This window comes from Streptomyces sp. NPDC047002, assembly GCF_040704505.1.
Taxonomy (GTDB): domain Bacteria; phylum Actinomycetota; class Actinomycetes; order Streptomycetales; family Streptomycetaceae; genus Streptomyces.
This window is the reverse complement of record NZ_JBEYWC010000012.1, coordinates 13,388-34,545: the sequence shown is the minus strand read 5'-3', so window position 1 is coordinate 34,545 and position 21,158 is coordinate 13,388. Positions and strand designations below refer to the sequence as shown.

Annotated in this window: 18 protein-coding genes and 1 pseudogene; 12 read left to right on the top strand and 7 right to left on the bottom strand. The window is 75.1% G+C overall.

Features of this window, described 5'->3' with window-relative positions:
* Positions 1-34 precede the first annotated feature (34 nt).
* A complete protein-coding gene (locus AB0910_RS14000) occupies positions 35-205 on the bottom strand; it encodes a hydrophobic protein (protein WP_366744828.1) in 171 nt (56 codons plus the stop codon).
* A 175-nt stretch (positions 206-380) separates the two neighbouring features.
* Here AB0910_RS14000 and AB0910_RS13995 point away from each other — a divergent pair, with 175 nt between their 5' ends.
* The 4 genes from AB0910_RS13995 to AB0910_RS13980 all read left to right on the top strand — a co-directional run bounded on the left by AB0910_RS13995 (position 381) and on the right by AB0910_RS13980 (position 3,292).
* On the top strand, positions 381-1,391 hold the full coding sequence (locus tag AB0910_RS13995; protein ID WP_366744827.1) for an SPFH domain-containing protein: 1,011 nt from the start codon (positions 381-383) through the stop codon (positions 1,389-1,391).
* Positions 1,388-2,266, top strand: coding sequence for a hypothetical protein (locus AB0910_RS13990; protein WP_366744826.1), 879 nt, complete (start codon positions 1,388-1,390; stop codon positions 2,264-2,266). Before AB0910_RS13995 ends, AB0910_RS13990 begins: the two co-directional genes overlap by 4 nt.
* Before the next feature lie 50 nt (positions 2,267-2,316).
* The gene (locus tag AB0910_RS13985; protein WP_366744825.1) at positions 2,317-2,949 is read left to right on the top strand and encodes an AAA family ATPase; all 633 of its coding nucleotides are present in this window, start codon (positions 2,317-2,319) and stop codon (positions 2,947-2,949) included.
* Between the two features lie 70 nt (positions 2,950-3,019).
* Positions 3,020-3,292 carry a hypothetical protein gene (locus tag AB0910_RS13980; protein WP_366744824.1) on the top strand — a complete coding sequence of 91 codons (273 nt, stop codon included), beginning with the start codon at positions 3,020-3,022 and terminating at the stop codon, positions 3,290-3,292.
* A gap of 168 nt (positions 3,293-3,460) precedes the next feature.
* Here AB0910_RS13980 and AB0910_RS13975 read toward each other — a convergent pair whose 3' ends face one another.
* A complete protein-coding gene (locus AB0910_RS13975; RefSeq protein ID WP_366744823.1) occupies positions 3,461-4,018 on the bottom strand; it encodes a DUF4232 domain-containing protein in 558 nt (185 codons plus the stop codon).
* Positions 4,019-4,294: 276 nt separating this feature from the next.
* On the opposite strand from AB0910_RS13975, the gene AB0910_RS13970 reads away from it, so the two are divergent.
* The gene (locus tag AB0910_RS13970; protein WP_366744822.1) at positions 4,295-5,395 is read left to right on the top strand and encodes an aldo/keto reductase; all 1,101 of its coding nucleotides are present in this window, start codon (positions 4,295-4,297) and stop codon (positions 5,393-5,395) included.
* A 127-nt stretch (positions 5,396-5,522) separates the two neighbouring features.
* Positions 5,523-5,744 (top strand): annotated as a pseudogene (locus tag AB0910_RS13965) (SIP domain-containing protein); the annotation flags it as partial.
* Between the two features lie 42 nt (positions 5,745-5,786).
* Here AB0910_RS13965 and AB0910_RS13960 read toward each other — a convergent pair.
* Together AB0910_RS13960 and AB0910_RS13955 are read right to left on the bottom strand one after the other, a co-directional pair.
* Positions 5,787-6,839 (bottom strand): PP2C family protein-serine/threonine phosphatase, encoded by a 1,053-nt coding sequence (locus AB0910_RS13960; RefSeq protein ID WP_366744821.1) that lies wholly within the window; start codon positions 6,837-6,839, stop codon positions 5,787-5,789.
* A gap of 368 nt (positions 6,840-7,207) precedes the next feature.
* The gene (locus AB0910_RS13955; RefSeq protein WP_366744820.1) at positions 7,208-8,710 is read right to left on the bottom strand and encodes an alpha/beta hydrolase; all 1,503 of its coding nucleotides are present in this window, start codon (positions 8,708-8,710) and stop codon (positions 7,208-7,210) included.
* A 289-nt stretch (positions 8,711-8,999) separates the two neighbouring features.
* Between AB0910_RS13955 and AB0910_RS13950 the strand changes: the two genes are divergently transcribed.
* The 6 genes from AB0910_RS13950 to AB0910_RS13925 all read left to right on the top strand — a co-directional run bounded on the left by AB0910_RS13950 (position 9,000) and on the right by AB0910_RS13925 (position 16,315).
* Positions 9,000-9,794 carry a response regulator transcription factor gene (locus AB0910_RS13950; protein ID WP_366744819.1) on the top strand — a complete coding sequence of 265 codons (795 nt, stop codon included), beginning with the start codon at positions 9,000-9,002 and terminating at the stop codon, positions 9,792-9,794.
* The gene (locus AB0910_RS13945; protein WP_366744817.1) at positions 9,791-11,395 is read left to right on the top strand and encodes a HAMP domain-containing sensor histidine kinase; all 1,605 of its coding nucleotides are present in this window, start codon (positions 9,791-9,793) and stop codon (positions 11,393-11,395) included. Before AB0910_RS13950 ends, AB0910_RS13945 begins: the two co-directional genes overlap by 4 nt.
* A 40-nt stretch (positions 11,396-11,435) precedes the next feature.
* A complete protein-coding gene (locus AB0910_RS13940; RefSeq protein ID WP_366744816.1) occupies positions 11,436-12,845 on the top strand; it encodes a glycosyltransferase in 1,410 nt (469 codons plus the stop codon).
* Positions 12,842-15,055: a glycosyltransferase family 39 protein gene (locus AB0910_RS13935; protein WP_366744815.1), complete on the top strand. Its 2,214-nt coding sequence runs from the start codon at positions 12,842-12,844 to the stop codon at positions 15,053-15,055. The genes AB0910_RS13940 and AB0910_RS13935 overlap by 4 nt, the downstream gene beginning before the upstream one ends.
* Positions 15,056-15,190: 135 nt before the next feature.
* Complete coding sequence (locus AB0910_RS13930) at positions 15,191-15,607, top strand: ATP-binding protein (RefSeq protein WP_366744814.1); 417 nt, start codon at positions 15,191-15,193, stop codon at positions 15,605-15,607.
* A gap of 99 nt (positions 15,608-15,706) precedes the next feature.
* Positions 15,707-16,315, top strand: a complete 609-nt coding sequence (locus AB0910_RS13925) for a GPP34 family phosphoprotein (RefSeq protein WP_366744813.1) — start codon at positions 15,707-15,709, stop codon at positions 16,313-16,315.
* A 29-nt stretch (positions 16,316-16,344) separates the two neighbouring features.
* On the opposite strand, the gene AB0910_RS13920 is transcribed toward AB0910_RS13925, so the two are convergent.
* The 3 genes from AB0910_RS13920 to AB0910_RS13910 form a co-directional block, all read right to left on the bottom strand.
* Positions 16,345-18,204, bottom strand: coding sequence for an alpha-L-fucosidase (locus tag AB0910_RS13920; protein ID WP_366744812.1), 1,860 nt, complete (start codon positions 18,202-18,204; stop codon positions 16,345-16,347).
* A gap of 4 nt (positions 18,205-18,208) precedes the next feature.
* Positions 18,209-20,278 (bottom strand): family 20 glycosylhydrolase, encoded by a 2,070-nt coding sequence (locus AB0910_RS13915; protein ID WP_366744811.1) that lies wholly within the window; start codon positions 20,276-20,278, stop codon positions 18,209-18,211.
* Between the two features lie 75 nt (positions 20,279-20,353).
* A complete protein-coding gene (locus AB0910_RS13910; RefSeq protein WP_366744810.1) occupies positions 20,354-21,103 on the bottom strand; it encodes an SIS domain-containing protein in 750 nt (249 codons plus the stop codon).
* Positions 21,104-21,158 lie beyond the last annotated feature (55 nt).

Below are 21,158 nucleotides of genomic sequence, written 5' to 3'. Positions count from 1 at the left end.
GGCCGTCATGCGTGGTGTGTTGTGGTGCGGGCGGCTACCAGCGGTACCAACGACCGCGGGAGCCGGTCCCGCTGTGCGGCCGCACGAGGAAACCGAGCAGCCAGATCACGAACACCACGATCGCGACCCACCAGAGGACCTTCAGAGCGAAGCCCGCGCCGAACAGGATGAGCGCGAGCAGCAGGACGAGAAGCAAAGGAACCATGATTATCAACCTCCGGCGAGCCGTGTGCCCCTCCACACTCCGGCCACACCTTCCGCATGCAACGGTTGGGAAACGCCCGCGCGGCACGGAGGATGCGCAGGCGACCGCCCATTGTCGTCCGGTTGACGATAAGCGCCTCACCCCTTTAGAGTCAGGGTGACGAAAAGGGGTTCCCGTGGCAGACATCACGCGCCGCTTCGGCCGGCGCCACCTCCGTTCAGCTCCCACCGCCCACATCCGCCACCACGACCGCGGCCGCCTCGTCCACGACGGCGTCGCCCAGAGCTTCTGGTTCCGCGCCCTGAACGCCGCCCTCTCCGAAGTCCCTGTCGACGACCGGGAGCTGGCGATGTCCTTCCACGCGAGGACCGCCGACTTCCAGGACGTGTCCGTCCAGGCGACCGTCACCTACCGGATCAGCGAGCCCGCCACGGCGGCCGCGTGCCTCGACTTCTCCCTCGACCCCGAGACCGGCGCCTGGCGTGCCGCACCGCTCGAGCAGATCTCCACCCTCCTCACGGAGACCGCGCAGCAGCACGCGCTCGACTCCCTCGCCCGGATGCCGCTCGCCGACGCCCTGATGACGGGCGTGCCCGCCACGCGCGAACGCATCGCCCAGGGGCTGGCCGCCGACCCGCGGCTGCCCGCGACCGGGCTCACCGCGGTCGCCGTGCGCGTCGTCGCCGTACGGCCCGAGCCCGACATCGAACGCGCCCTGCGCACCCCCGCGCGCGAACGCGTCCAGCAGGACGCCGACCGCGCCACCTACGAACGGCGCGCTGTCGCCGTGGAGCGCGAACGTGCCATCGCCGAGAACGAACTCGCCAGCCGCATCGAACTCGCCAGGAGAGAGGAACAGTTGGTCGAACAGCGCGGCACCAACGCCCGCCGCGAGGCGGAGGAGGCCGCGGCCGCCGACGGCGTGCGGGCCGAGGCGGAGGCCGCCCGCACGGTGCGCCTCGCCCGGGCAGAGGCCGACGCGGCCCGCACCACCGGCGAGGCCCGCGCCCAGGCCCAGGCCGCGTGGCTGCGCGTGCACGGCGAGGTCGACCCCGAGGTGCTGCGGGCGTTGGGACTCGACAAGTTCGCGGAGAACATGCCGAGGATCGGCAGCGTCACCGTCTCGCCCGACGTGCTCACCGGGCTGCTCGCCCGCCTCGGCGCCCGCCCCAGGGACACGGCGTGAGCCTCGGCCCGCGCGCGGTCCTCGTCCACCGCACCACCGAGTACGAGGAGTTGGTGGCCAGGCACGGCACCCACGGCCAGGCCGCCTACTTCCTCGCGACGCACGGCCGAGACATCGCGGAGCCGGCCGAACGCCACCGGCGCGCCGTCCGCGTCCTCGCCGAGGTGGCGGCCGCGGTGCCGCTCGCCTGGCGGCGTGCCCGGGTCGAACGCGCCGACCTGGACCGCTTCCTGTTCGGCCCCGAGGACATCGTGGTGGTGGCGGGCGGGGACGGCCTGGTCGCCAACACCGCCAAGTACCTGACAGGACAGCCCGTCATCGGCGTCGACACCGACCCGGGCCGCAACCCCGGCGTGCTCGTACGGCACAGGTCCGCCGACGCGGCCGGACTGCTGACGGCCGCGGGCGCGGGCCACGGCACTTACGCGGACCTCACGATGGTCGAGGCCGTCACCGACGACGCGCAGCGGCTCCTCGCGCTCAACGAGATCTACCTCGGGCACAGCAGCCACCAGACGGCCCGCTACCGCATCGGCGGCGAGGCGCAGGCGTCGTCCGGCGTCCTCGTCGGGACCGGCACCGGCGCGACCGGCTGGCTGCGCTCCGTGTGGCAGGAGCGCGGCGGCACCCTGCCGCTGCCCGACCCCCGGCTGCGCCACCTGCTCTGGTTCGTCCGCGAGGCGTGGCCCTCGCCCACCACCGGCACCACCGCATCGGCCGGCCTCCTCACCGAGAGCGAACGCCTCTCCGTCACCGTCGAGTCCGAGCGCCTGGTCGCCTTCGGCGACGGCATGGAGGCCGACGCCCTCGACCTCACCTGGGGCCAGACCGTCCACCTGGGCTGCGCCCCCACCACCCTCCGCCTCCTCACCTGACCCCGCCCGCGCCCCCGGGGGCCCGCGCTCCCTCCCGTATCGTCGTCGCCGTGAACGGAGTACGCGTGGTGCTGATCGGCGGGACCTCCCACACCGGTAAGAGCACCGTGGCCCGGGCGGTGGCGGACCGGCTCGGCTTCGAGTGCCTGTCCACGGACGGCCTGGCCCGGCACCCCGGGCGGCCGTGGCCGACACCGGAGCGCACGGTGCCGCCCCACGTCGACGCCCACTACCGCATCCTGACGGAGGCCCAGCTCATCACGTCCGTCCTCGACCACTACCGCCGGCTGTGGCCGAGGATCGAGGAACTGGTCACCGCGCGCGCCCTGGCACCGGCGGACACCGCAGGACTCGTGCTGGAGGGATCGGCGCTCTGGCCCGCCGAGGTCGCCCGGCTCACCGCGCCGCACACGGCCGCCGTGTGGCTCGCCGCGGACGAAGACGTACTGGCCGCGCGCATCCATGCCACCTCGGGGTACGAGCGGCTGACCCCGGCGGGCCGCACGCCGGTCGAGAAGTTCCTCGCCCGGACGCTGCGCTACCAGGCGGCGATGCTCGACCTCGTCAGGCGGCACGCGCTCGCTCGCGTCGACACCCACCGGGAGCGCCCGGCAGGGGAGGCGGCCGACGCGGTCCTCGCGGCCGTGGCCGCGCAGGAAGGGCCGGGCGCCGGCCCCCGCTGAGCCGGGCAGCCGCGGGCAGCGGGGGCCGGGTGCGGGTCGGTTGTCAGTGGTGCCTGCGATGCTGCGGGGCATGTACGAACCGATACGGCTGCCGCGCCGCGTGTACGGGGCGGATCATGACGACCCCGACCCGGGCCCGCGTCCCGGCCGTGCCTACCGCGAACTGGTCGGCGGCCCGCTGGACGGGCTGCTGCTCGACGTGACGGGCTGGAGCGGCGCGGCGCTCGCCGAAGGGGCAGCGCTGCCCACGGAGATCGGGGCGTACGGCGCGGGCGGCCGCGCCCTGTACGCGCCCCGCGCCGGGGTCGGTCCGAAGTGGGACTGGACGGGGGACGCGCCCTAGCGCTTCGGTGCTCGGCCGCGCGCGCCGAGGGGCCGCGGATCGCTCCCGGCTCCGCGGCCCCTCGTCCCCTCCTGCGCCCCCGCCCGTACGCCTCCGGCACCGGCACGCCCCCCGGCGCGCCGGTCCCCTGCGGCGTACGGCGGCATGCCCGCCCTGCGCGCGGCCGGGTCAGCCGTTGAGCGGCACCGTGCGGGCGACCGCGGTGATGTTCAGCTCACCGCCGTCGACCCACTGGTCGAACTTGAGCGTCTTGTGGGCGGTGGACGCCGGCGGCGTCACCTCCAGGTAGGCTGCGTGCGTGGCGTCCGGGGTCCCCGTGTTCGCGTGGGTCCACGCCGCGACCGCCTGGGCGCTCTGGCCGGGGGCGAGGCTCACCGCCTTCTTGGCGGGCGACGCCGCGTACCAGGTGTCGCCCCACACCGTCTTGGACGCGAGGACGTGGTGCGAGGAGTCCTCGAGACCGAGTCCCGGGTAGCCGAGCAGCGCGCAGGTGCTGCTGCCGGTGTTCGTGAACTGGATCACGGCGCCCTGGTGGTTCATCCCCCCGCCCAGGTTCTGGTGCAGGGAGACCCGAAGACCGGACGCCGTGCACGTCGGCACCGCCGCACCGTGCGCTGTGGCGGGTGCCGCCTGCGCCACCCCCGCTGCCGCGGTGCCCGCCAGTACGACGGCACCCAGTGCCACGGCCGCCGTCCTGCCCTTGCCCCACCGCTGGTCACTCACCATGTCGTTCACCCTCTCGTTGATGTCTTACAGAAAGTCCGATGCGGTGCCGGGCGGAAAAGTTCACGCGTTCGGAGTATTTCTTTTCCAGCTTTTCCGTGAGTCCGTCGAGGCGAGGGGAGCTCCCGTTTCTGGACTTGCGAGTCCAAAATGTTCGGACGACTCTTGGGGACCGTCCGCACGGACCACCGGAGCCGCCGGCCCCGGGCCGTCCGCACACCTCAGGGAGGGCCGCGGCGAGAGCCGCCCGCCCCTCGCGACGAGTGAAGCGAGTTCCGCATGTCAGTCGACCACTACTTCCTGCTCGGCCGCTCCGGCCTCCGGGTCAGCCGGCTCGCGCTGGGCACCATGAACTACGGGAAGGCCGGGTTCCACGCCCCGTTCGGGAAGACCGAGGACGAGGCGCGCCCCATCTTCCGCCGCTACCTCGAAGCAGGCGGCAACCTCGTCGACACCGCCGACTTCTACACGGCCGGCCAGAGCGAGGAGATACTCGGCCGCCTCGTCGCCGAGTCCGGCTCGCGCGACCGGGTGGTCCTGACCACCAAGGTCAGCCACAACACCGACCCGGGGAACCCCAACGCGGGCGGCAACGGCCGCAAGCACGTCATCAGGGCCGTGGAGGACTCGCTGCGCCGCCTGGGCACCGACTACATCGACCTGTTGCTGCTGCACGTCTGGGACACCCTCACCCCGGCGGAGGAAGTGGTGCGTACGTTCGAGGACCTCGTACGGTCGGGAAAGGTGCGCTACGGCGGCTTCTCCGACGTCCCCGGCTGGTACGCGGCCCGCGCGCAGACCTACGCCGAGGCCCACGGCCTCAACCCGTTCGTCGCCCTCCAGATCCCCTACTCCCTCCTCGGCCGCGAGATCGAGGCCGAGTACGTCCCACTGGCCAGGACCCTGGGCATGGGCATCATGGGCTGGAGCCCGCTCGGCGGCGGACTCCTGACGGGCAAGTACCGCGCGCGGGACAGGGGCGTCACCGGGGACGGCAGGCTCGGCGGGGAAGGCGCCGCCTGGACCAGCCCCTGGCAGGCCGACGAACGTGCCTGGCGCATCATCGGCGTACTGGAGGAGGTGGCCGGCGGACTCGGCCGCAGCATGGCGCAGACCGCGCTCAACTGGGCCGTCACCCAGCCGGGGATGGGCGCAGCGGTCGTCGGCGCGAGCAGCGTCGGCCAGCTGGAGGGCAACATCGCCGCGCTCGACTTCGAGCTCCCCGCCGATGCGCGCGCCCGCCTCGACGAGGCCGCCGCCGTCGCGCCGCGCACGGTCTACGCCATGTTCACCACGGCGTACCAGGCGAACGGCATCAACACCGGCAGCAAGGTCGGGGACAAGCCCCGCGGCTACGCGCCCCCGCTCTGGCACGGCTGACCCGCCCGTGCGCGTGCGGCGGGGGAGAGGGGCCGGCGGCACCGCGGCCCGTACGCCTGCCGGGACGGCCGGGCCCGCGCCGGCGCCGCTCCTCTCCGGCGCGTAGGCGGCGGCGCCCTCGCCCTCCGCGCCCGGCCGCACCCTGCGCGCGGTGCCGCGCGAGGACGGCGGCGCCACCCTCGTACGGCGGGTCCGCGAGGCCCTCCCCGGCCTCCTCGGCGACCCGGCACGGGCGTACGTGTGGATCGCCTGCGACACCGCGACCACCAGGGCGCTCGCCGCCTGTGCGCGCGAGTGCGGCGTCCCCAGGCGGCGGATCAGCGCGCTCGGCTACTGGCGCGCCGCCTGACGGCGGGCCACCGCAGCCGCCGGCTGCCGCCCGTCCCCGCGCTCAGCCGCCGGGGCAGCGGTGCAGCGCGAGCAGCGCCTGGTCGTCGTGGACCCGGCCGTGTGTGTAGCGGGTCACGTCGCGCAGCAGCAGGTCGAGCAGGGCACCGGGGGAGGGCGGCCTGCCGGACAGCCGGCGCTGACGGCTCCACAGATGCGCGAGCCGCACGGCCGGGTCGTAGAAGACGCCGTCGCGATTGCGTGCCTCCGTGCACCCGTCGGTGAGCAGGACCAGCGTCGATCCTGGCGGGAAGGCGAAGGTGTCCACCGGCGCGTCCCACCGGCCCAGGCTCATCATGCCCAGCGGCGGGGCCTCCTGTGTGGGCGCGAGCACCCGGGCCGCCCCGTCGGGGCCGAGCAGGACCGGCGCGGGGTGCCCGCGGTTGACGAGCCGTACCTGTTCGAGCCCCGGGGTGAACTCCGCGATCAGCGCGGTGGTGAACCCCTCGGACTCCTCCTCGCCGTGCCGGCGCAGCCCCTCGCGCAGCAGCGCCTCGTCCAGCGACTGCGCGAGCGCCGGCAGGTCGTCCGCCTGGTCCGCCGCGAAGCGGAAGGCCCCGATGTCGACACTGACAGCGGACACCGCGTCGAGCCCCTTGCCCCGCACGTCCCCGATCATCGCGCGCACGCCGTGCGGGGTCTGCTGCACCACATAGAGGTCCCCGCCGATGAGCGCCTCCCGGTCGGCCGGTGTGTACCGGGCGGCGACGGACAACTCGCCCAGATTCAGCGGCGGATTGGGCAGCACTGCCTTCTGCGCGACGGCCGCGGTGTGGCGGGCGTTGCGCGCGGTGGTGTGCTGGGCACGCAACGAGCGGTTCAGTGTGACGGCCAGCGCGGTGACCGCGGCCAGCGCGATCTGGTTCGCCAGGCCCCGCTGCCACCCGAAGGTCCCCTCGACGTCGGCGAGCACCGCGTGCACGCCCATCGCCAGCACGCCCACGGCGACGATGCCGCGCGCCCTGAGCGTCGTCACCGCTGCCACCGGCGCCACGGCCAGCAGTGACGCGGACGCCACCGGTGTGTAGAGGTCGGCGAGGATTGCCACCACGATCACGCCGCACGGCAGTGCGACCCTTGCCCATCGACGCGCTCTCGTTCTCACCCCGACACTGTGCCTGCCGACACTCCCCACCCGTGGGTACCTTCCCGGTGTTTTGCGTACCTGGCGAGCCGTCCCGCTCCCGTCCGCGCCGCGGCCCGCCCGCCCCCGCAGCCGCCCCCCGCGCGCCGCACGGCAACCGCGAACCCGCTGAACCACCCTATAGGGAAAGCGACTTGATGTGCCAACGGCGTGGCTGGCACGGGGTGCGCCCGCCGCCGTGCCCGGCCCGTCCGCCGCCGCCGTGCGGCAGACGGGTGAACCCGGCCCCGGCGCGGCACCCCGCCGTTCGCACAGGCGCGCGAGACGACGGGGCGCCGGGGTCAGCTCACGGCGGGGCAGCTGCCGGAGCGCGGCGGCGCGGCCCCCGTCAGGAACCCCGTCACGACCTCGCCGGCGCACCCGGACGAGGTGTCCACGCCGTGCCCGGCCGCGTCCACGGTCACCAGCCCGGCCCTGCGGCCGAAGGCGCGCAGCGTCTCGCGTGCGTCGTCGAGCGGTGTCGTCGGGTCGGCGGTGTTCTGCACGAGCTGCACGTCGGCGGGGCCCGTGCCGCTCGGCCGCGGCGCCCGGTCGGGCGTGGGCGTACGCCAGAACGCGCACGGCCACACGTTCGCCGGCGACCCCGCGGTCAGCGGATGGCGCCGGGCGCTGCGCGCCACCGCCGTCCGGTAGTGGCGCAGGTCCCGGGGCCACGGGGTGTCGTTGCAGATGACGGCGTCCTGCGCGCTGACGAAGTTGTCGGGCAGCTCGCTCGCCACCGGGAGGGCGCCGCTCGCACCCGCGGGGAGCGCCCCCGCCCGCGCGCCGGCCAGCAGACCCGCGAGCAGCGGATAGTCGGACGGCTGCTCCAGCAGGACCTCCTGCGCCTCGAGCAGCAGGTTGCCGGTGAGGTGCCCGCCACCGTCCCGCGGTGTGAGCGGTGCGCCGTTGAGGCGCCGGGCCAGCGCCAGGACCGCCGCACGCACCCCGCCCGCCGACGTGCCCAGGCGGTAGGAGGCGTCCCTGGCGGCCGCCCACCGGGCGAACGCCGCGAAGCCGTCCTCCACGCCCTCGCCCTTGTTCTCGATCGCCTCCCGCACCCCGCCGGGCGGCACGACACTGTTGAGGAGCACGCGACCCGCCGTGCGCGGGAACAGGGTCGCGTACACCTCGCCGACGTAACTGCCGTACGACGTGCCCGTGTACGACAGCGTCCCGAGGCCGAGCACGCGACGTACCCGGTCGATGTCCCGCGCGATGTCCACCGTGCTGAGGTACGGCACGACGGAGGCGGCGTTGCGGGCGCAGGCGCCGGCGGTCCGCCTGGCCACCGCGACATTCGCGCCGATCGAGCCGTCGGCCGCCGGATAGGGGATGCCGGTCGCCGCCGCCCGGTCGGCCGGGGCGATCCGGCAGTCGACCGGACTGCTCGCGCCGATGCCCCGGTAGTCGAGCCCGTACAGGTCCGTGGTGGCCGTGACCGCGGCGGGCAGGGCGCTCTCCTGGAGCGACGGCAGGTCGAGTCCGCTGCCGCCGGGCCCGCCCTGGCCGGTCATCAGGGCTCCGGCGTGCGGGGCCCCCGAGAGGATCCGGGAGATCTCCAGGCGGATCTGCCGCCCGCGCGGTCTGCGGTAGTCCAGCGGCACCGCGATGCTCGCGCACTGCTGCCTGGGGTCGCGTACGACCGGTGCGACGCCGGGCCCGCTCGCGGGCGGCGGGCAGACGCCCCACACCGGCCCGGGTGCGGTGGCCGCCGACGCCGCGCCCGGTGCCGCGCCCGTGCCGAGGGGAACGGCGGCCGCGAGTACGAGCGCGGCGGCCCGCCGAAGGATGACGAGGTGCACGGATGAGCCCCTTCCTGCCGGAAACCATGCGACGTCAGTCTCCTGACCGCCCCGCGCCCCCGGATCGACCCGCGGGGTGGAGACCAGGGTGGAGCCCGGCCCCGCACCTCTCAGGACCGGCGCCGCGCCCGCCTGCGGCCCGCCCCGGCCACGCGCGCTGTGACGGGGCGGACACCGGCTGCGGCGGCGCCCGCCGCACCGGGCCCGCGCACCGCTGCGGCCTGCGATTCTCAGGCTGTTCACAGGACCGGGCAAGGAAACTCTCACGCCGTATGGGCACCGTGCCACCATGACGACCACCTCATTCCAGGAACAGCCCCGGCTGCTGCGGCCCGACGGATCGCCCGTGCGGGTGCTCGTCGTGGACGACGAGACCGCGATCACCGAGCTGCTGTCCATGGCCCTGCGCTACGAGGGCTGGGAGGTGAGGACCGCGGGCGACACCGCGTCCGCCGTGCGCGCCGCACGCGAATTCCGCCCGGACGCGGTCGTGCTCGACGTGATGCTGCCCGACGCGGACGGCCTCACCGCGCTCGGCCGGATCCGCGACCACCTCCCCGAGGTGCCGGTGCTGTTCCTCACCGCGCGCGACGCCGTCGAGGACCGCATCGCCGGGCTCACGGCCGGCGGCGACGACTACGTCACCAAGCCGTTCAGCCTGGAGGAGCTCGTCGTCCGCATGCGCGGACTGATCCGCAGGTCCGGCGCGGCCGCCGCCCGCAACGAACGGCTGCTGACCGTCGGCGACCTCGTCCTCGACGAGGACACCCACGAGGTGCGCCGCGGCGGCGACCAGATCGACCTGACCGCCACCGAGTTCGAGCTGCTGCGCTACCTCATGCGCAACCCGCGGCGCGTGCTGAGCAAGGCGCAGATCCTCGACCGCGTGTGGTCCTACGACTTCGGCGGCAAGGCCAACGTCGTCGAGCTGTACATCTCCTACCTGCGCCGCAAGATCGACGCGGGCAGGCAGCCGATGATCCACACCAGGCGAGGCGCCGGCTACGTCCTGCGCGCGGCCGAGCCCGAGCGGCGCCCCGGCGCCGACCAGGACAACACCCCCGGCACCCAGGACACGCCATGACCCGCCGGAGCCCCCGCGCCCCGGGAACCGCGCGCCGCCGCCTGGCCGGACCGCGCGCCCACCCCCGCTCGCTCCGCACCCGCCTGGTGGTCTCGGCGGTCGCGCTGATCGCGGTGGTCGCCTCCGTCATCGGCGCCGTCACCACCATCGCCTACCGGTCCTACCTCTACGACCAGCTCGACGCGCAGACGCTCACCGTCGCCACCCGCGCGGCCGGACCGCCGCCCGGCGCCCTCCACGACTCCGTGCCCCCGCCCGGCGCACCGCTCGCCAGGGACCCGCTGACCGCGGTGACCGGCGGCGGCGCACCCGTGGGCACCGTCGGCGCCGAGATAGGGGAGGACGGCACCCTCGACCGCGCCGTCCGCAGCACCGAGCACCAGGACACGGACCGCTTCGGACAGGTCACCGAGGCCCGCCTGACCACGGCACAGAGCGCCGCCCTCGCCACCGTCGCGCGCGACGGCTCCCCGCACACCGTCGCACTGCCGGGACTCGGCGACTACCGGGTACGCCACACCGACGGCGCCAACGGCGACTTCCTCGTCGGACTGCCCCTCGCATCCCTGCACGACAGCCTCACCACACTGGTTCTCGTCGAGGCGTGCGTCACCGGCGCCGGCCTCGTCGCGGCGGGACTCACCGGCAACGCCCTCATCGGCATGGCCCTGCGCCCGCTGCGCCGGGTCGCGGCCACCGCGACCCGCGTGTCCGAACTGCCCCTGCACAGCGGCGAGGTGATGCTCCACGAACGCGTCCCGCTCGCCGAGGCCGACCCCGCGACCGAGGTCGGCCAGGTCGGCGCCGCACTCAACCGCATGCTCGGGCACGTCGCCTCGGCGCTCGCCGCCCGCCAGGAGAGCGAGACCCGGGTCCGCAGGTTCGTCGCCGACGCGGGCCACGAACTGCGCACCCCCCTCGCCTCCATCCGCGGGTACGCCGAACTCACCCGCCGCGGCAGGGAGGAACCGGGCCCCGACACCAGGCACGCGCTGCGCAGGATAGAGTCCGAGGCCCTGCGCATGGGGGACCTCGTGGACGACCTGCTGCTGCTCGCCCGGCTCGACCAGGGCCGCCCGCTCGAACAGGCGCCCGTCGACCTCGTACCGCTGCTCGTGGACGCGGTCAGCGACGCGCGCGCCGCCGGCCCCGGCCACCGCTGGAGTCTCGAACTGCCGCCCCCCGACACCGAGTCGGCCCGTACGACCGTACGCGGCGACGCGGCGCGGCTGCACCAGGTCCTGGCCAACATCCTCGCCAACGCCCGCACGCACACCCCGCCGGGCACCGCCGTGGTCGCCCGGGTGGTGCCCGTCCCCGGCCCGCACCCGTCCGTGGCCGTTGAAATAGCGGACAACGGGCCTGGAATCCCAGCGGAGTTGCTGCCCCGCGTCTTCGAACGGTTCGCGCGCGGCGACGCCTCCAGGTCGCGCGCCGCCGGCTCCACCGGACTCGGACTCGCGATCGTACGGGCCGTCACCGCGACCCACGGCGGCACCGTGGAGGCCGACTCCCGCCCGGGGCGCACCCTGTTCACGCTGACACTGCCCGCGGCACCCGCACAGGAAGAGGTCCCGGTCCACAGCCTCAGCACAGGGTGAGCACACCGCCGCGACAGCGCGCACCGCCAGCGTGGTGCCCATGCGCACCGACACCCCTCCCGGGGACGCGCTCCCGGCCCGCGAGCACCTGCCCGCGGCACCCGCGGGCGCTCCCGTGCTGGACGTGACCATCCCCGTGTACAACGAGGAGCAGGACCTCGCGCCCTGCGTCCACAGACTCCACGACCACCTCACCCGCACCTTCCCCTACGGCTTCCGCATCACCGTCGCGGACAACGCCTCCACCGACCGCACCCCGCAGATCGCGGCCCGACTCGCGGCGCAGATCCCCGAAGTACGGTCCTTCCGGCTGGAGGAGAAAGGCCGGGGCCGCGCCCTGCGCGCCGTCTGGGCACACTCCGACGCCCCCGTGCTCGCCTACATGGACGTCGACCTGTCCACCGGACTCAACGCCCTGCTGCCCCTCGTGGCGCCCCTGATCTCCGGCCACTCCGACCTGGCCATCGGATCCCGCCTCGCCCGCACCTCGCGCGTGGTGCGCGGCCCGAAGCGCGAGTTCGTCTCGCGCGCCTACAACGTGATCCTCAAGTCCTCGCTCTCCGCGCGCTTCAGCGACGCGCAGTGCGGCTTCAAGGCCGTACGCGCCGACGTCGCGGCGAAGCTGCTGCCGATGGTCGAGGACACCGGCTGGTTCTTCGACACGGAGATGCTGGTCCTCGCGGAGCGCGCGGGGCTGCGCATCCACGAGGTCCCCGTCGACTGGGTCGACGACCCCGACAGCCGGGTCCACATCGTCCGCACCGCCGTCGACGACCTCAAGGGCGTGTGGCGCGTCGGCAGGGCGCTCGCCACCGGCGCGCTGCCGCTCGACAGCCTCGCCAGGCCCCTCGGCGACGACCCGCGCGAGGCCGAGGCCGCCAGGGGCGCGGGACGGCTGGTGCGCCAGGTCGCCGGCTTCTGCGTGGTGGGCGCCCTGTCCACCCTGTTCTACCTGCTGCTGTACGCGCTGTTCCGCGGCGGACTCGGCGCACAGGGCGCCAACGCCGCCGCCCTGCTGGTCTCCGCGGTCGCCAACACGGCGGCCAACCGGCGCCTGACGTTCGGCGTGCGGGGCCGCGGCCGCGCGGTGCGCCACCAACTCCAGGGCCTGGTCGTCTTCGGCGTCGGACTCGCCCTCACCAGCGGCTCGCTCGCCGCGCTCGACACCGCCACCGGCAACCCCTCGCACACCGCAGAACTCGCGGTCCTCGTCGCCGCCAACCTCGCGGCGACCATCCTGCGCTTCCTCCTGCTGCGCGCCTGGGTCTTCCCCGACCGCGCCGCACCTGGGCCCGCCCCTGCGCCCGCCCCCGGCCCGGCCGCGGCCTCAGGCCCCGCGCCCGCCGCCGCGCCCGGCCAGGACCCGGTGGCATCCTCCGTGCCCGCGCCGCCCCCGGCCCTCCCCACGCCCACCACCACCCCCACCTCTGGCGAACGGACCGCACGATGACGACCACCTCACCGACCGCGGCCGCCCCCGGCGCCCGGCACACCGGCCACGCCGCACGCGGCTCCGGCGCCGCCCGGCTGTGGCGCGGACGGGACACCGACCCGCCGTGGGCCAGGCCCGCGCTGCTCGCCCTGCTGGTCCTGACCGCCGTGCTCGAACTGTGGAACCTGAGCGCCTCCGGCTACGCCAACTCCTTCTACTCGGCGGCCGTGCAGGCCGGCTCCACCAGCTGGAAGGCCTTCCTCTTCGGCTCGTCGGACGCGGGCAACTCCATCACCGTCGACAAGCCGCCCGCCGCCCTGTGGCCGATGGCGCTCTCGGTGCGGCTGTTCGGCCTCGGCTCCTGGCAGATCCTGGTGCCGCAGGCCCTGATGGGCGTCGGCACCGTCGCGGTGCTGTACGCGGCCGTCCGCCGCAGGTTCGACGCGGCCGCCGGGCTCCTCGCCGGAGCCGCGCTGGCGCTCACCCCCGTGGCCGCGATGATGTTCCGCTTCAACAACCCCGACGCGCTGCTCGCGCTGCTGATGACCGCCACGGTCTACTGCGTGTTGCGCGCCCTGGAAGGCGCGCGCACCCGGTGGCTGGTGGCGGCGGGCGCCCTGCTCGGCTTCGCCTTCCTCACCAAGACCCTCCAGGCGTTCCTGATCGTCCCGCCGCTCGCGGTGGTGTACGCGGTGTGCGCCCCCGCCCCACTGCGCCGCAGGCTCGGCGGGCTGCTGGCCGCGGGCCTCGCGCTGGTGGTCGCCGGCGGCTGGTGGGTGGCGCTCGTACAGCTCTGGCCCGCCTCGTCGCGCCCGTACATCGGCGGTTCGCAGAACAACTCGTTCCTCGAACTGACCTTTGGCTACAACGGGTTCGGCCGCCTCACCGGCGACGAGACCGGCAGCGTGGGCGGCCCCGAGTCCGGCGGCCTTGGCGGCGGCGGAGGGCCGGGCGGGGGCGCCGGCTTCGGCGGTGGCGGCACCACAGGGATCGGCCGCGTCTTCGGCGACGCGCTCGGCGGGCAGGTGTCCTGGCTGATGCCCGCGGCGCTGCTGCTCCTCGTCGCGGGACTCGTCCTCACCCGCAGGGCGCCCCGTACGGACGGCGTCCGCGCCGCCTTCCTCGTCTGGGGCGGCTCGCTCCTCGCGACGGCGGCCGTCTTCAGCTTCATGGCGGGGATCTTCCACCAGTACTACACCGTCGCGCTCGCCCCGTACCTGGCCGCGCTCGTCGGCATGGGGGCCTCGATGCTCTGGCGGGAGCGCGGGCGCCCGTTCGCGGCCGCCGCGCTGTGCGTGACGGTGCTCGCGACGGCGGTGTGGGCGTACGTCCTGCTCGGCCGCACCCCCGACTACCTGCCGTGGCTGCGCTGGGCGATCCTCGCCGCCGGTGTCGTCGCGGCCGCCGCCACCCCGCTGTCCCGGCGCCCGCGCGCCGGTGCCCTGGTGGCGGGCGTCGCGCTCGCCGCCGTGTTCGCAGGGCCCTTCGCGTACACGATGACGACCGTCGCGGCCCCGCACACCGGCTCGATCATCACCGCGGGCCCCGCCTCCACCGGCGGCTTCCCCGGCTTCGGGGGCGGACGCCCCGAGGGCGGCTTCGGCAACCGCGCAGGCGGCACGGGCGGCGGCATGCCGCCAGGCGCCCAGCAGGGCGGCCCCGGACAGAACACCGGCACCACCGGTTCCGCGGGCCGCCCGGCCGGCGGGCAGCTCCCCGGCGGCACCGCACCGCAGAACGGCGGCGCTCCCGGCGGCGGGACGTCCCCCGGCGGTGCAGCGGCGCCCGAAGGCGCGGCCTTCCCCGGCTTCGGCGGCGGACGCGGCAGGGGCGAGGGCGGCATGGGCGGCGGCGGACTGCTCGACGGGCAGCAGGCCGGCCCGGCCGTCACCGCCGCGCTCAAGAAGAACGCGTCCCGCTACACCTGGGTCGCCGCGGCCATCGGCTCGCAGAACGCCGCCAGCTACCAGCTCGCCACCGAGCGGCCCGTGATGCCGATCGGCGGCTTCAACGGCAGCGATCCGTCGCCCACCCTCGCCCAGTTCAAGCAGTACGTGGCGGCCGGCCGCATTCACTACCTCCTCTCCGCGGGAGAGGGCGGCGGCGGAGGCCCGCGCCCCGGCGGCAGCACGGGCACGGCCGTCACCACCTGGGTGGAGAAGACGTACACCAAGGTCACCGTGGACGGCACCACGCTCTACGACCTGACGAAGCCGCGCAGCAGCTGAGCGCAGGCGGCCCGCAGGAGGGGCACGGGGCGCCCGGCGGCCCGTGCCCCCCTCCTGCGCGCCCACCGCCTCGCCTTGCACCGGCCGATTCCGGGCACACGGGCAGGGACCAGACGGAGAGCCGGAGGAGAAGCGATGTCGGACGAATCCTCACTGAGGGCGGTGGGGTGGGCGCGCTCCCTGCCGCTGAGCAGCGGGGTCAAGGTGGCCAGGGACTGGACCCGGGAGCACTTGGAGACCCTCGGATGGCTGCGCACCGCGCCGGACACGGCCGACTCGGTCCTGCTGACCGTCTCGGAGCTCGTCACCAACGCGCACATCCACGCCCGCAGCGCCGCACAGCTCATCCTGGCCTGGGACAACGAGTGCCTGCACGTCACGGTGCACGACTCCTCCACCCGCCTGCCGCAGCCCCGCGTACCCGCCGAGGGCGCCACGGGCGGCCGCGGCATCTTCCTCGTCGACGCCCTCGCCGACACCTGGGAGGCGCACCCCTGCCCCAACGGCAAGGACGTCATGGCCTGCTTCCGCCTCCCGGCCGACGCGACCTAGGTCGCACCGGGCCGCCCCTGCCCTCATGACGGCAGAGGAGGGCCGCTATACGATGAAAAAACAGGAACGACCGTCCGGTGAGCGCCGGGGAGGGACGCCATGACCACTCCGCGTGACCTCACCCTGCTCGCGCTCGACACCGGCCCCGACGCCGCCCCCGCGGCCGGGGAGCTCTCCCTCGGGCTCGCCGCGGCCGAGGCCCTCGACCTGCTCGCCGCGGGCGCCGCGTTCCTCGACGACACGTACCGCCTCGTCCCCGCCCCCGGGCCCGCCGCCGACCCCCTGCTCGCCGAGGCCGCCGCCGCGCTCGTACGGGAGCGCCCCTACGAGCCGGTCGGCGAATGGCTGTGGCGCAGGGGCCGCGACCTGTCGTCCCGGTACGCCGAGGCGCTCGCCTCGGACGGCCTGCTGACCAGGGAACGGCGGCGCCTGCCCCTCCTGCGGCCCGGCCCCGCCCGGCTCGCGGACTCGCCGGAGCTGCGCGCCGCACGCCGCCGCCACACCGAGGGCGAGCCCGTGCTGACCGCACTGGCACGCGCCGTCGGGCTGCCGGCCCGGCCGCCAAAGGACACGGCACCGTTCGCCGAGGACGAGGGCGCCGTGCTCACCGCGCTCGACGACGCGGTCGCCGAGCTGCGGACGGAGCGCGACCGCCGCACCCGCAGGCTGGAGGAGGCCGCGGCGGACAACCGCCGCCGCGGCTACTGATCCGCGCAGGGACCCCCGCGGGGCCCCGGTCACCGCACGGCGCGGTGGAGGCCGAGCGCCGCGAGGCGCGGCGCGCCGCGGGCGGCCGTGATCCGCACCCGCACCGCGTCGGCCGTCACCGGCGCGGACGTGGCGAGGATACGGGCGTAGCCGATCGTGGTGCCCGAGGCGACCTGCCGCCAGACACCGCCCGCCCGCGCCTCCACCGCGAACGCCTCGACGTGCTGGCCCCGCGTGATGTCCTCGCCGAGCCGTACGCGGTCGAAGCGGGTGCCGGGCCGCAGCCGCACCTCGACCACCCCCGTGCGGGCACCGGCGGCGGGTGACCAGCCCGAGCCGAGCCGCCCGTCGGTCAGGGCGCGCACCGTGCCGGACGGGCCGCCGCCCGCCAGCAGGTTGCGCCCGTACACCCCGGCGACCGCACGGCCGAAGCCGGTCAGCGACGCCACGTCCTCAGGGGCCACCCGGCCCGACGTGTCCGGCGGCACGTTCAGCAGGAGCACCGCGTTGCGGCCCACCGACGTCTCATAGAGCCCGAGCAACTCCTCCGCTGTCTTGGGCTGTTCGGCCGGATGCCAGAACCACCCCGGCCGCAGGGACACATCGGCCTCCGCGGGGAACCACTGGAGGTAGCGCACACCGGGCGCGGTGAGGGCCGCGTCCGAGCCGATGTCGGCGGCCTGCGGCCCGCCCGGCAGCAGGGTCTCGCCGTGCGCGGTGGCCGGGTCGGCGGTCGCCGGTGTCACACTCCACTCCGCCGCGCGGGCGCGGCCCTCCTCGTTGCCGACCCACCGGGTGCCCTGCGGCCCGGCGAACGTCACGGTGTCCGGGGAGAGCGCTTCGATCAGCCGGAACCACGCGGTGAAGTCATAGGTCTCGGTGATCCCGCTCGACGACCACGGGTTGGCGCCGTCGAGCCACAGCTCGTCGATCGGCCCGTACTGCGTGAACAGCTCGTAGAGCTGGTTGAGGTAGTACGCGTTGTAGTCGTCGGCGACCACCCGGAAGCTCGGCAGCCGCCCCGAGCGCACCGCCGCGGCCCGGTCGTCGCCCGGCACCAGCGTCGGCACGGTCCGCTCGACCCGCGCGCTCCCGCTGCCGTAGCGCCCGTGCCCGGCGGGGGAGCGGTCCCTGTCGTCGTACGTGGACTGCTCCTCGACGCTCAGCTCCGCACCCGCGTCGTGCCGGGCCGTGACCTCCTCCACCCAGGTGCGGTGCCAGGCGTGCGGCAGCTCGGCGCCGTCGGCGGGGGAGAGGTACACGCCCACCGTGAGGCCCGCGCGGCGCGCCGCCTGCAGATAGGTGCCCAGCAGGTCGCCGCGCGGGTTGACGTTGCCGGTGTGCCGCACGCGCCAGTACGCGGCCGGGTCGGTGCCGCGCTCCCGCCCGGCCCGGACCCTGGCCGCACGCGCCGCCGCGTCGGGGCGGCCGCCCCGGTACCACCAGGGCGACGCGAGCACCGAGTGCGCGGTGTAGCGGGTCGGGTAGACGACGAAGCCGTCGTGGTGCTTCGCCGTCAGCATCACCTGCTTCATCCCCGCAGCGCGGTACGCCCGCATCCACTGCTCGACCTCGGCGGCCGGCGGGTCGAAGAGGGCCTCGTCCTCGCAGCCGGAACCCCACTCGCGGTCCGTGAAGGTGTTCATGCCGAAGTGCGTGAAGCCGGTGACCTGCCGCTCCTGCCACGCCACTTGAGGCGCCCTCGGCACGACGCGGGCCGCCTTCGCGAGGATCTCGGCCGCGCTGTCGTCAGGACCCACCGCCACCACCGAGCCCGTGGCGCCGCCGTGCCCTGCCGTGCCGGCGGCGGCCCGCGCCGCCGCTCCGGGTGCCAGCGCGACGATCCCCGCCGCCGCGCCCCCGGCCAGCACACCCCTGCGGCTGATCATGTCCTCACCCTTCCTTCCCGTCCCGCACGGCCGGGGCCGCCGGGTGCGCACCGGGCCGGGCGCCCGCCGGCATCAGCCGCCAGGCGCCGCGCGCCGCCGTGTCCCGGGGCCGCTGCACGACCGCCCCGCCGCCTGCCCGCACCGTCAGCGCCTGCTGCGTGATGGCGTCGACCAGCCGGTATCCGCCGGACACCGGCTCAAGCTGCCACTTCTGGGAGGCTGCGGCCGAGCACGTCTCGGCCGTGGCCGCGGCGCAGGTCTCCTCCACGACCTTCATGCCGTTCACCGCGCCCCGCGCCACGTCAGCGCACCGCCCGCTCGCCGCATCGACGAGCCGGTAGTAGCCGTCGTCCGTCGCCGTCAGCCGCCACACCGGCGCGGCGCCGCCGCGGCGCGCGGCCGTCAGCGGCGCGCCCGTGCCGCCGCCCGCGCCGAGCGGCCCGCCGCCCGCCGCGGCCCGGATCGTGTACGTGCCGTCGGCCACGGGCAGCGACCAGTCGGGGCCCCGGCCCGGCGCGTGGCCGACGTGCTCGGCGAGCGCCGCGAAACCGGCGTAGTCGGCGGCGGGCCGTGCGCCGCCCCACACGCCCTGCGCGAAGACCCGCAGCGATGCGTACATGCCGCTCTGCGTCTGGTTCTCCGTCTCCGCACCGTAGTTGTCGGGCCACACCAGATACTCGGCGCCGGGAATCCGGTCGCGGTGGGCGCTCGCCCTGCCGTCCGCGAAGTCCGCCGGTGTCCAGCCCTGTTCGTAGAGCTTCCGCGCGTCGGGCCGGTAACCGCCCCGCACGTAGTAGAAGGCGTCGGTGGCGTTCACCACGCGGTAGCCCTCGTCGAGGAGCCGCTGTGAGGTGACCGGCTCGGGCAGCCAGTGCTCGACCACGATGTCCTTGTCGAGCGGGACGGTGTTCTCGCCGGTCAGCCCGTCGTTCCAGATCCGCAGGGTGCGGCCCCTGGCCCGGACGTACGCGTCGACCCGGTTCACGAAGTCCACGTAGGCGTCCTGCGCCGTTGCGCCGGGGCCGTACTTCTCCCGTGCGTACGCCAGGAGTTGAGGATAGTTCCCGTACGCGGACCGGATCATGTACTCGTCCGCGCCCATGTGGAACGAGGGCCCGGGGAACAGCGCCAGATCGGCGTCGACCAGCCGGGTGAAGAAGGTGAACGCCGCGGGATTGGTGATGTCGAGGCGCGTCGGATCGGGCGCGCCGGAGCGGTCCTTGAGCTGGAGATCCGGGTACGGCGTCAGATAAGGGTCCATGTGGCCCGGCGAGTTGATCTCGGGGACCACGGTGATGTGGTAGCGCGCGGCGAGCGCGACGATGCCGCGCACCTCGCCGGGCGTGTAGTAGGAGAAGGTGTTGACGGCCGGGAACTCACTGCTCTTGACCTTGAGTTCGAGATGGAGCGTGTTCAGCTTCAGATACGCCATGTCCTTGACGAGCCGGGTCAGCCAGGCGTCCGTGACGTACGTGTAGCACGCGCACACACCGACCGCCCGCTCCCCGGACGACGGCACGTCCACCGTGCTGCCCCTCGGCACCGGCCGCCCCGCCGTGAGCAACTGCAGGACGGTGCGCGTCCCGTAGAACACGCCCGCGGCCCCGCGCCCCGTCACGGTGACCCGGTCGGTGACGCCCAGCGCGTACCCCTCGGCGCCGAGCGCCGCGCGCGAGCGGTCCGTGCGCAGCGCGATGTCGCCGCGGTGCGCCGCACCCAGGGTGACGGCGGGCCGCGCGCCGAGTGCGCCGCGCAGCTCGCCCGCGAGCATGCGCGCGGTCGCCGCGTCGGCCGCGTCCGTCGCGATCCTGGTGTGCGGGCCGAGTCGCAGGGACCCCGCGCCGCCGCTCCAGCCGTGCAGCGAGGGCAGGACGGCCGGCGCCGCGGCGGGCGCGGGCGCCGCGTCCGCCCCCGCGGACGCCTGCACGACGAGCAGCAGCGCCGCCGCGAACGAGGCGGCGACCGCGGTGAACAGGCCGCGCGCCCTGGTGCGTACCGCCCGGGCGCGCCCCGGGAGGACGCGAGGGCCGCGACCGCCCCCGTAGTGACGATGGTTCACACGTGCTCCGGCCATGCGGGCTCCAGAAGAAGGGCAGCGGGAACATGACGGCGACGGGGGGCGCCCGCGGGCCAGGGGCCGGGCGCGGTGTCAGGCGCTGCGCCGGATACGCCCGGCATAGCGGCTCTCCAGCTCGTGGTTGTGCGTGTCACCGCCCGGCACATTGGCCGACAGGTACACCGGCGGGGCGACTCCTGCCTCGATCAGCAGCCGCACCACCTCGGCGTTGACCATCTGCGCCAGGTACGCGGCGGTGATCGAGGACACCGCGCACGTCGCACCTCCGCCCGGCAGCGGCAGCAGCGCGTCGCCGAACGGGCCGCCGTTGTCGAGGACGACGTCCGCGAGGTCCGCGAGCCGCCTGCCCGAAGGGTGGCGCGGCTCGACCCGCGCGGTGTGGTGCAGGCTCGTCACGGCCACGAGCCCGTGGCCCCGCTCCCGTACGAGCTGCGCCATCTCGACCACGCAGCCGTTGATGCCGGAGTGCGACGCGATCACGAACACGTCCTCGGGCCGTGGAGCCGCCAGTTCGTAGAGGCGGTGTGCGATCGACGGGTCGCGTTCGAGCAGCGGATCCGCGAGCAGCTCGCGCGGCGCGTCGCCGTACAGCACGAGGTCCCGCAGCGCGATCTTGTTCGTGGGGACGAGACCGCCCGCGCGCCCCGCGACCTCCGTCGCCAGCGACTCCGAGTGCCCGGTGCCGAAGGCCTGCACGACGCCGCCCGCCCGCAGGGCGCCGGCGAGGAGGTGCGCGGCGCCGAGCACGGCGTCCTTCTGCGTCGTCGTGACCCGGTCCACCACATCCTTGGCCGCGGTGAGGAACCCCTGGCTGTCCGGCACCCGCACTCCCGGTGAGCGTCGTTGGAAGACTGACCGATGGAGAAGTTTTCTTCTC

Coding starts and splice junctions, on each gene's coding strand:
- AB0910_RS14000 (WP_366744828.1), bottom strand. CDS start 205: ATGGTTCCTTTGCTTCTCGTCCTGCTGCTCGCGCTCATCCTGTTCGGC.
- AB0910_RS13980 (WP_366744824.1), top strand. CDS start 3,020: ATGTACGAACCGATACGGCTGCCGCGCCGCGTGTACGGGGCGGATCAT.
- AB0910_RS13975 (WP_366744823.1), bottom strand. CDS start 4,018: ATGGTGAGTGACCAGCGGTGGGGCAAGGGCAGGACGGCGGCCGTGGCA.
- AB0910_RS13970 (WP_366744822.1), top strand. CDS start 4,295: ATGTCAGTCGACCACTACTTCCTGCTCGGCCGCTCCGGCCTCCGGGTC.
- AB0910_RS13950 (WP_366744819.1), top strand. CDS start 9,000: ATGACGACCACCTCATTCCAGGAACAGCCCCGGCTGCTGCGGCCCGAC.
- AB0910_RS13945 (WP_366744817.1), top strand. CDS start 9,791: ATGACCCGCCGGAGCCCCCGCGCCCCGGGAACCGCGCGCCGCCGCCTG.
- AB0910_RS13940 (WP_366744816.1), top strand. CDS start 11,436: ATGCGCACCGACACCCCTCCCGGGGACGCGCTCCCGGCCCGCGAGCAC.
- AB0910_RS13935 (WP_366744815.1), top strand. CDS start 12,842: ATGACGACCACCTCACCGACCGCGGCCGCCCCCGGCGCCCGGCACACC.
- AB0910_RS13930 (WP_366744814.1), top strand. CDS start 15,191: ATGTCGGACGAATCCTCACTGAGGGCGGTGGGGTGGGCGCGCTCCCTG.
- AB0910_RS13925 (WP_366744813.1), top strand. CDS start 15,707: ATGACCACTCCGCGTGACCTCACCCTGCTCGCGCTCGACACCGGCCCC.
- AB0910_RS13920 (WP_366744812.1), bottom strand. CDS start 18,204: ATGATCAGCCGCAGGGGTGTGCTGGCCGGGGGCGCGGCGGCGGGGATC.
- AB0910_RS13915 (WP_366744811.1), bottom strand. CDS start 20,278: ATGGCCGGAGCACGTGTGAACCATCGTCACTACGGGGGCGGTCGCGGC.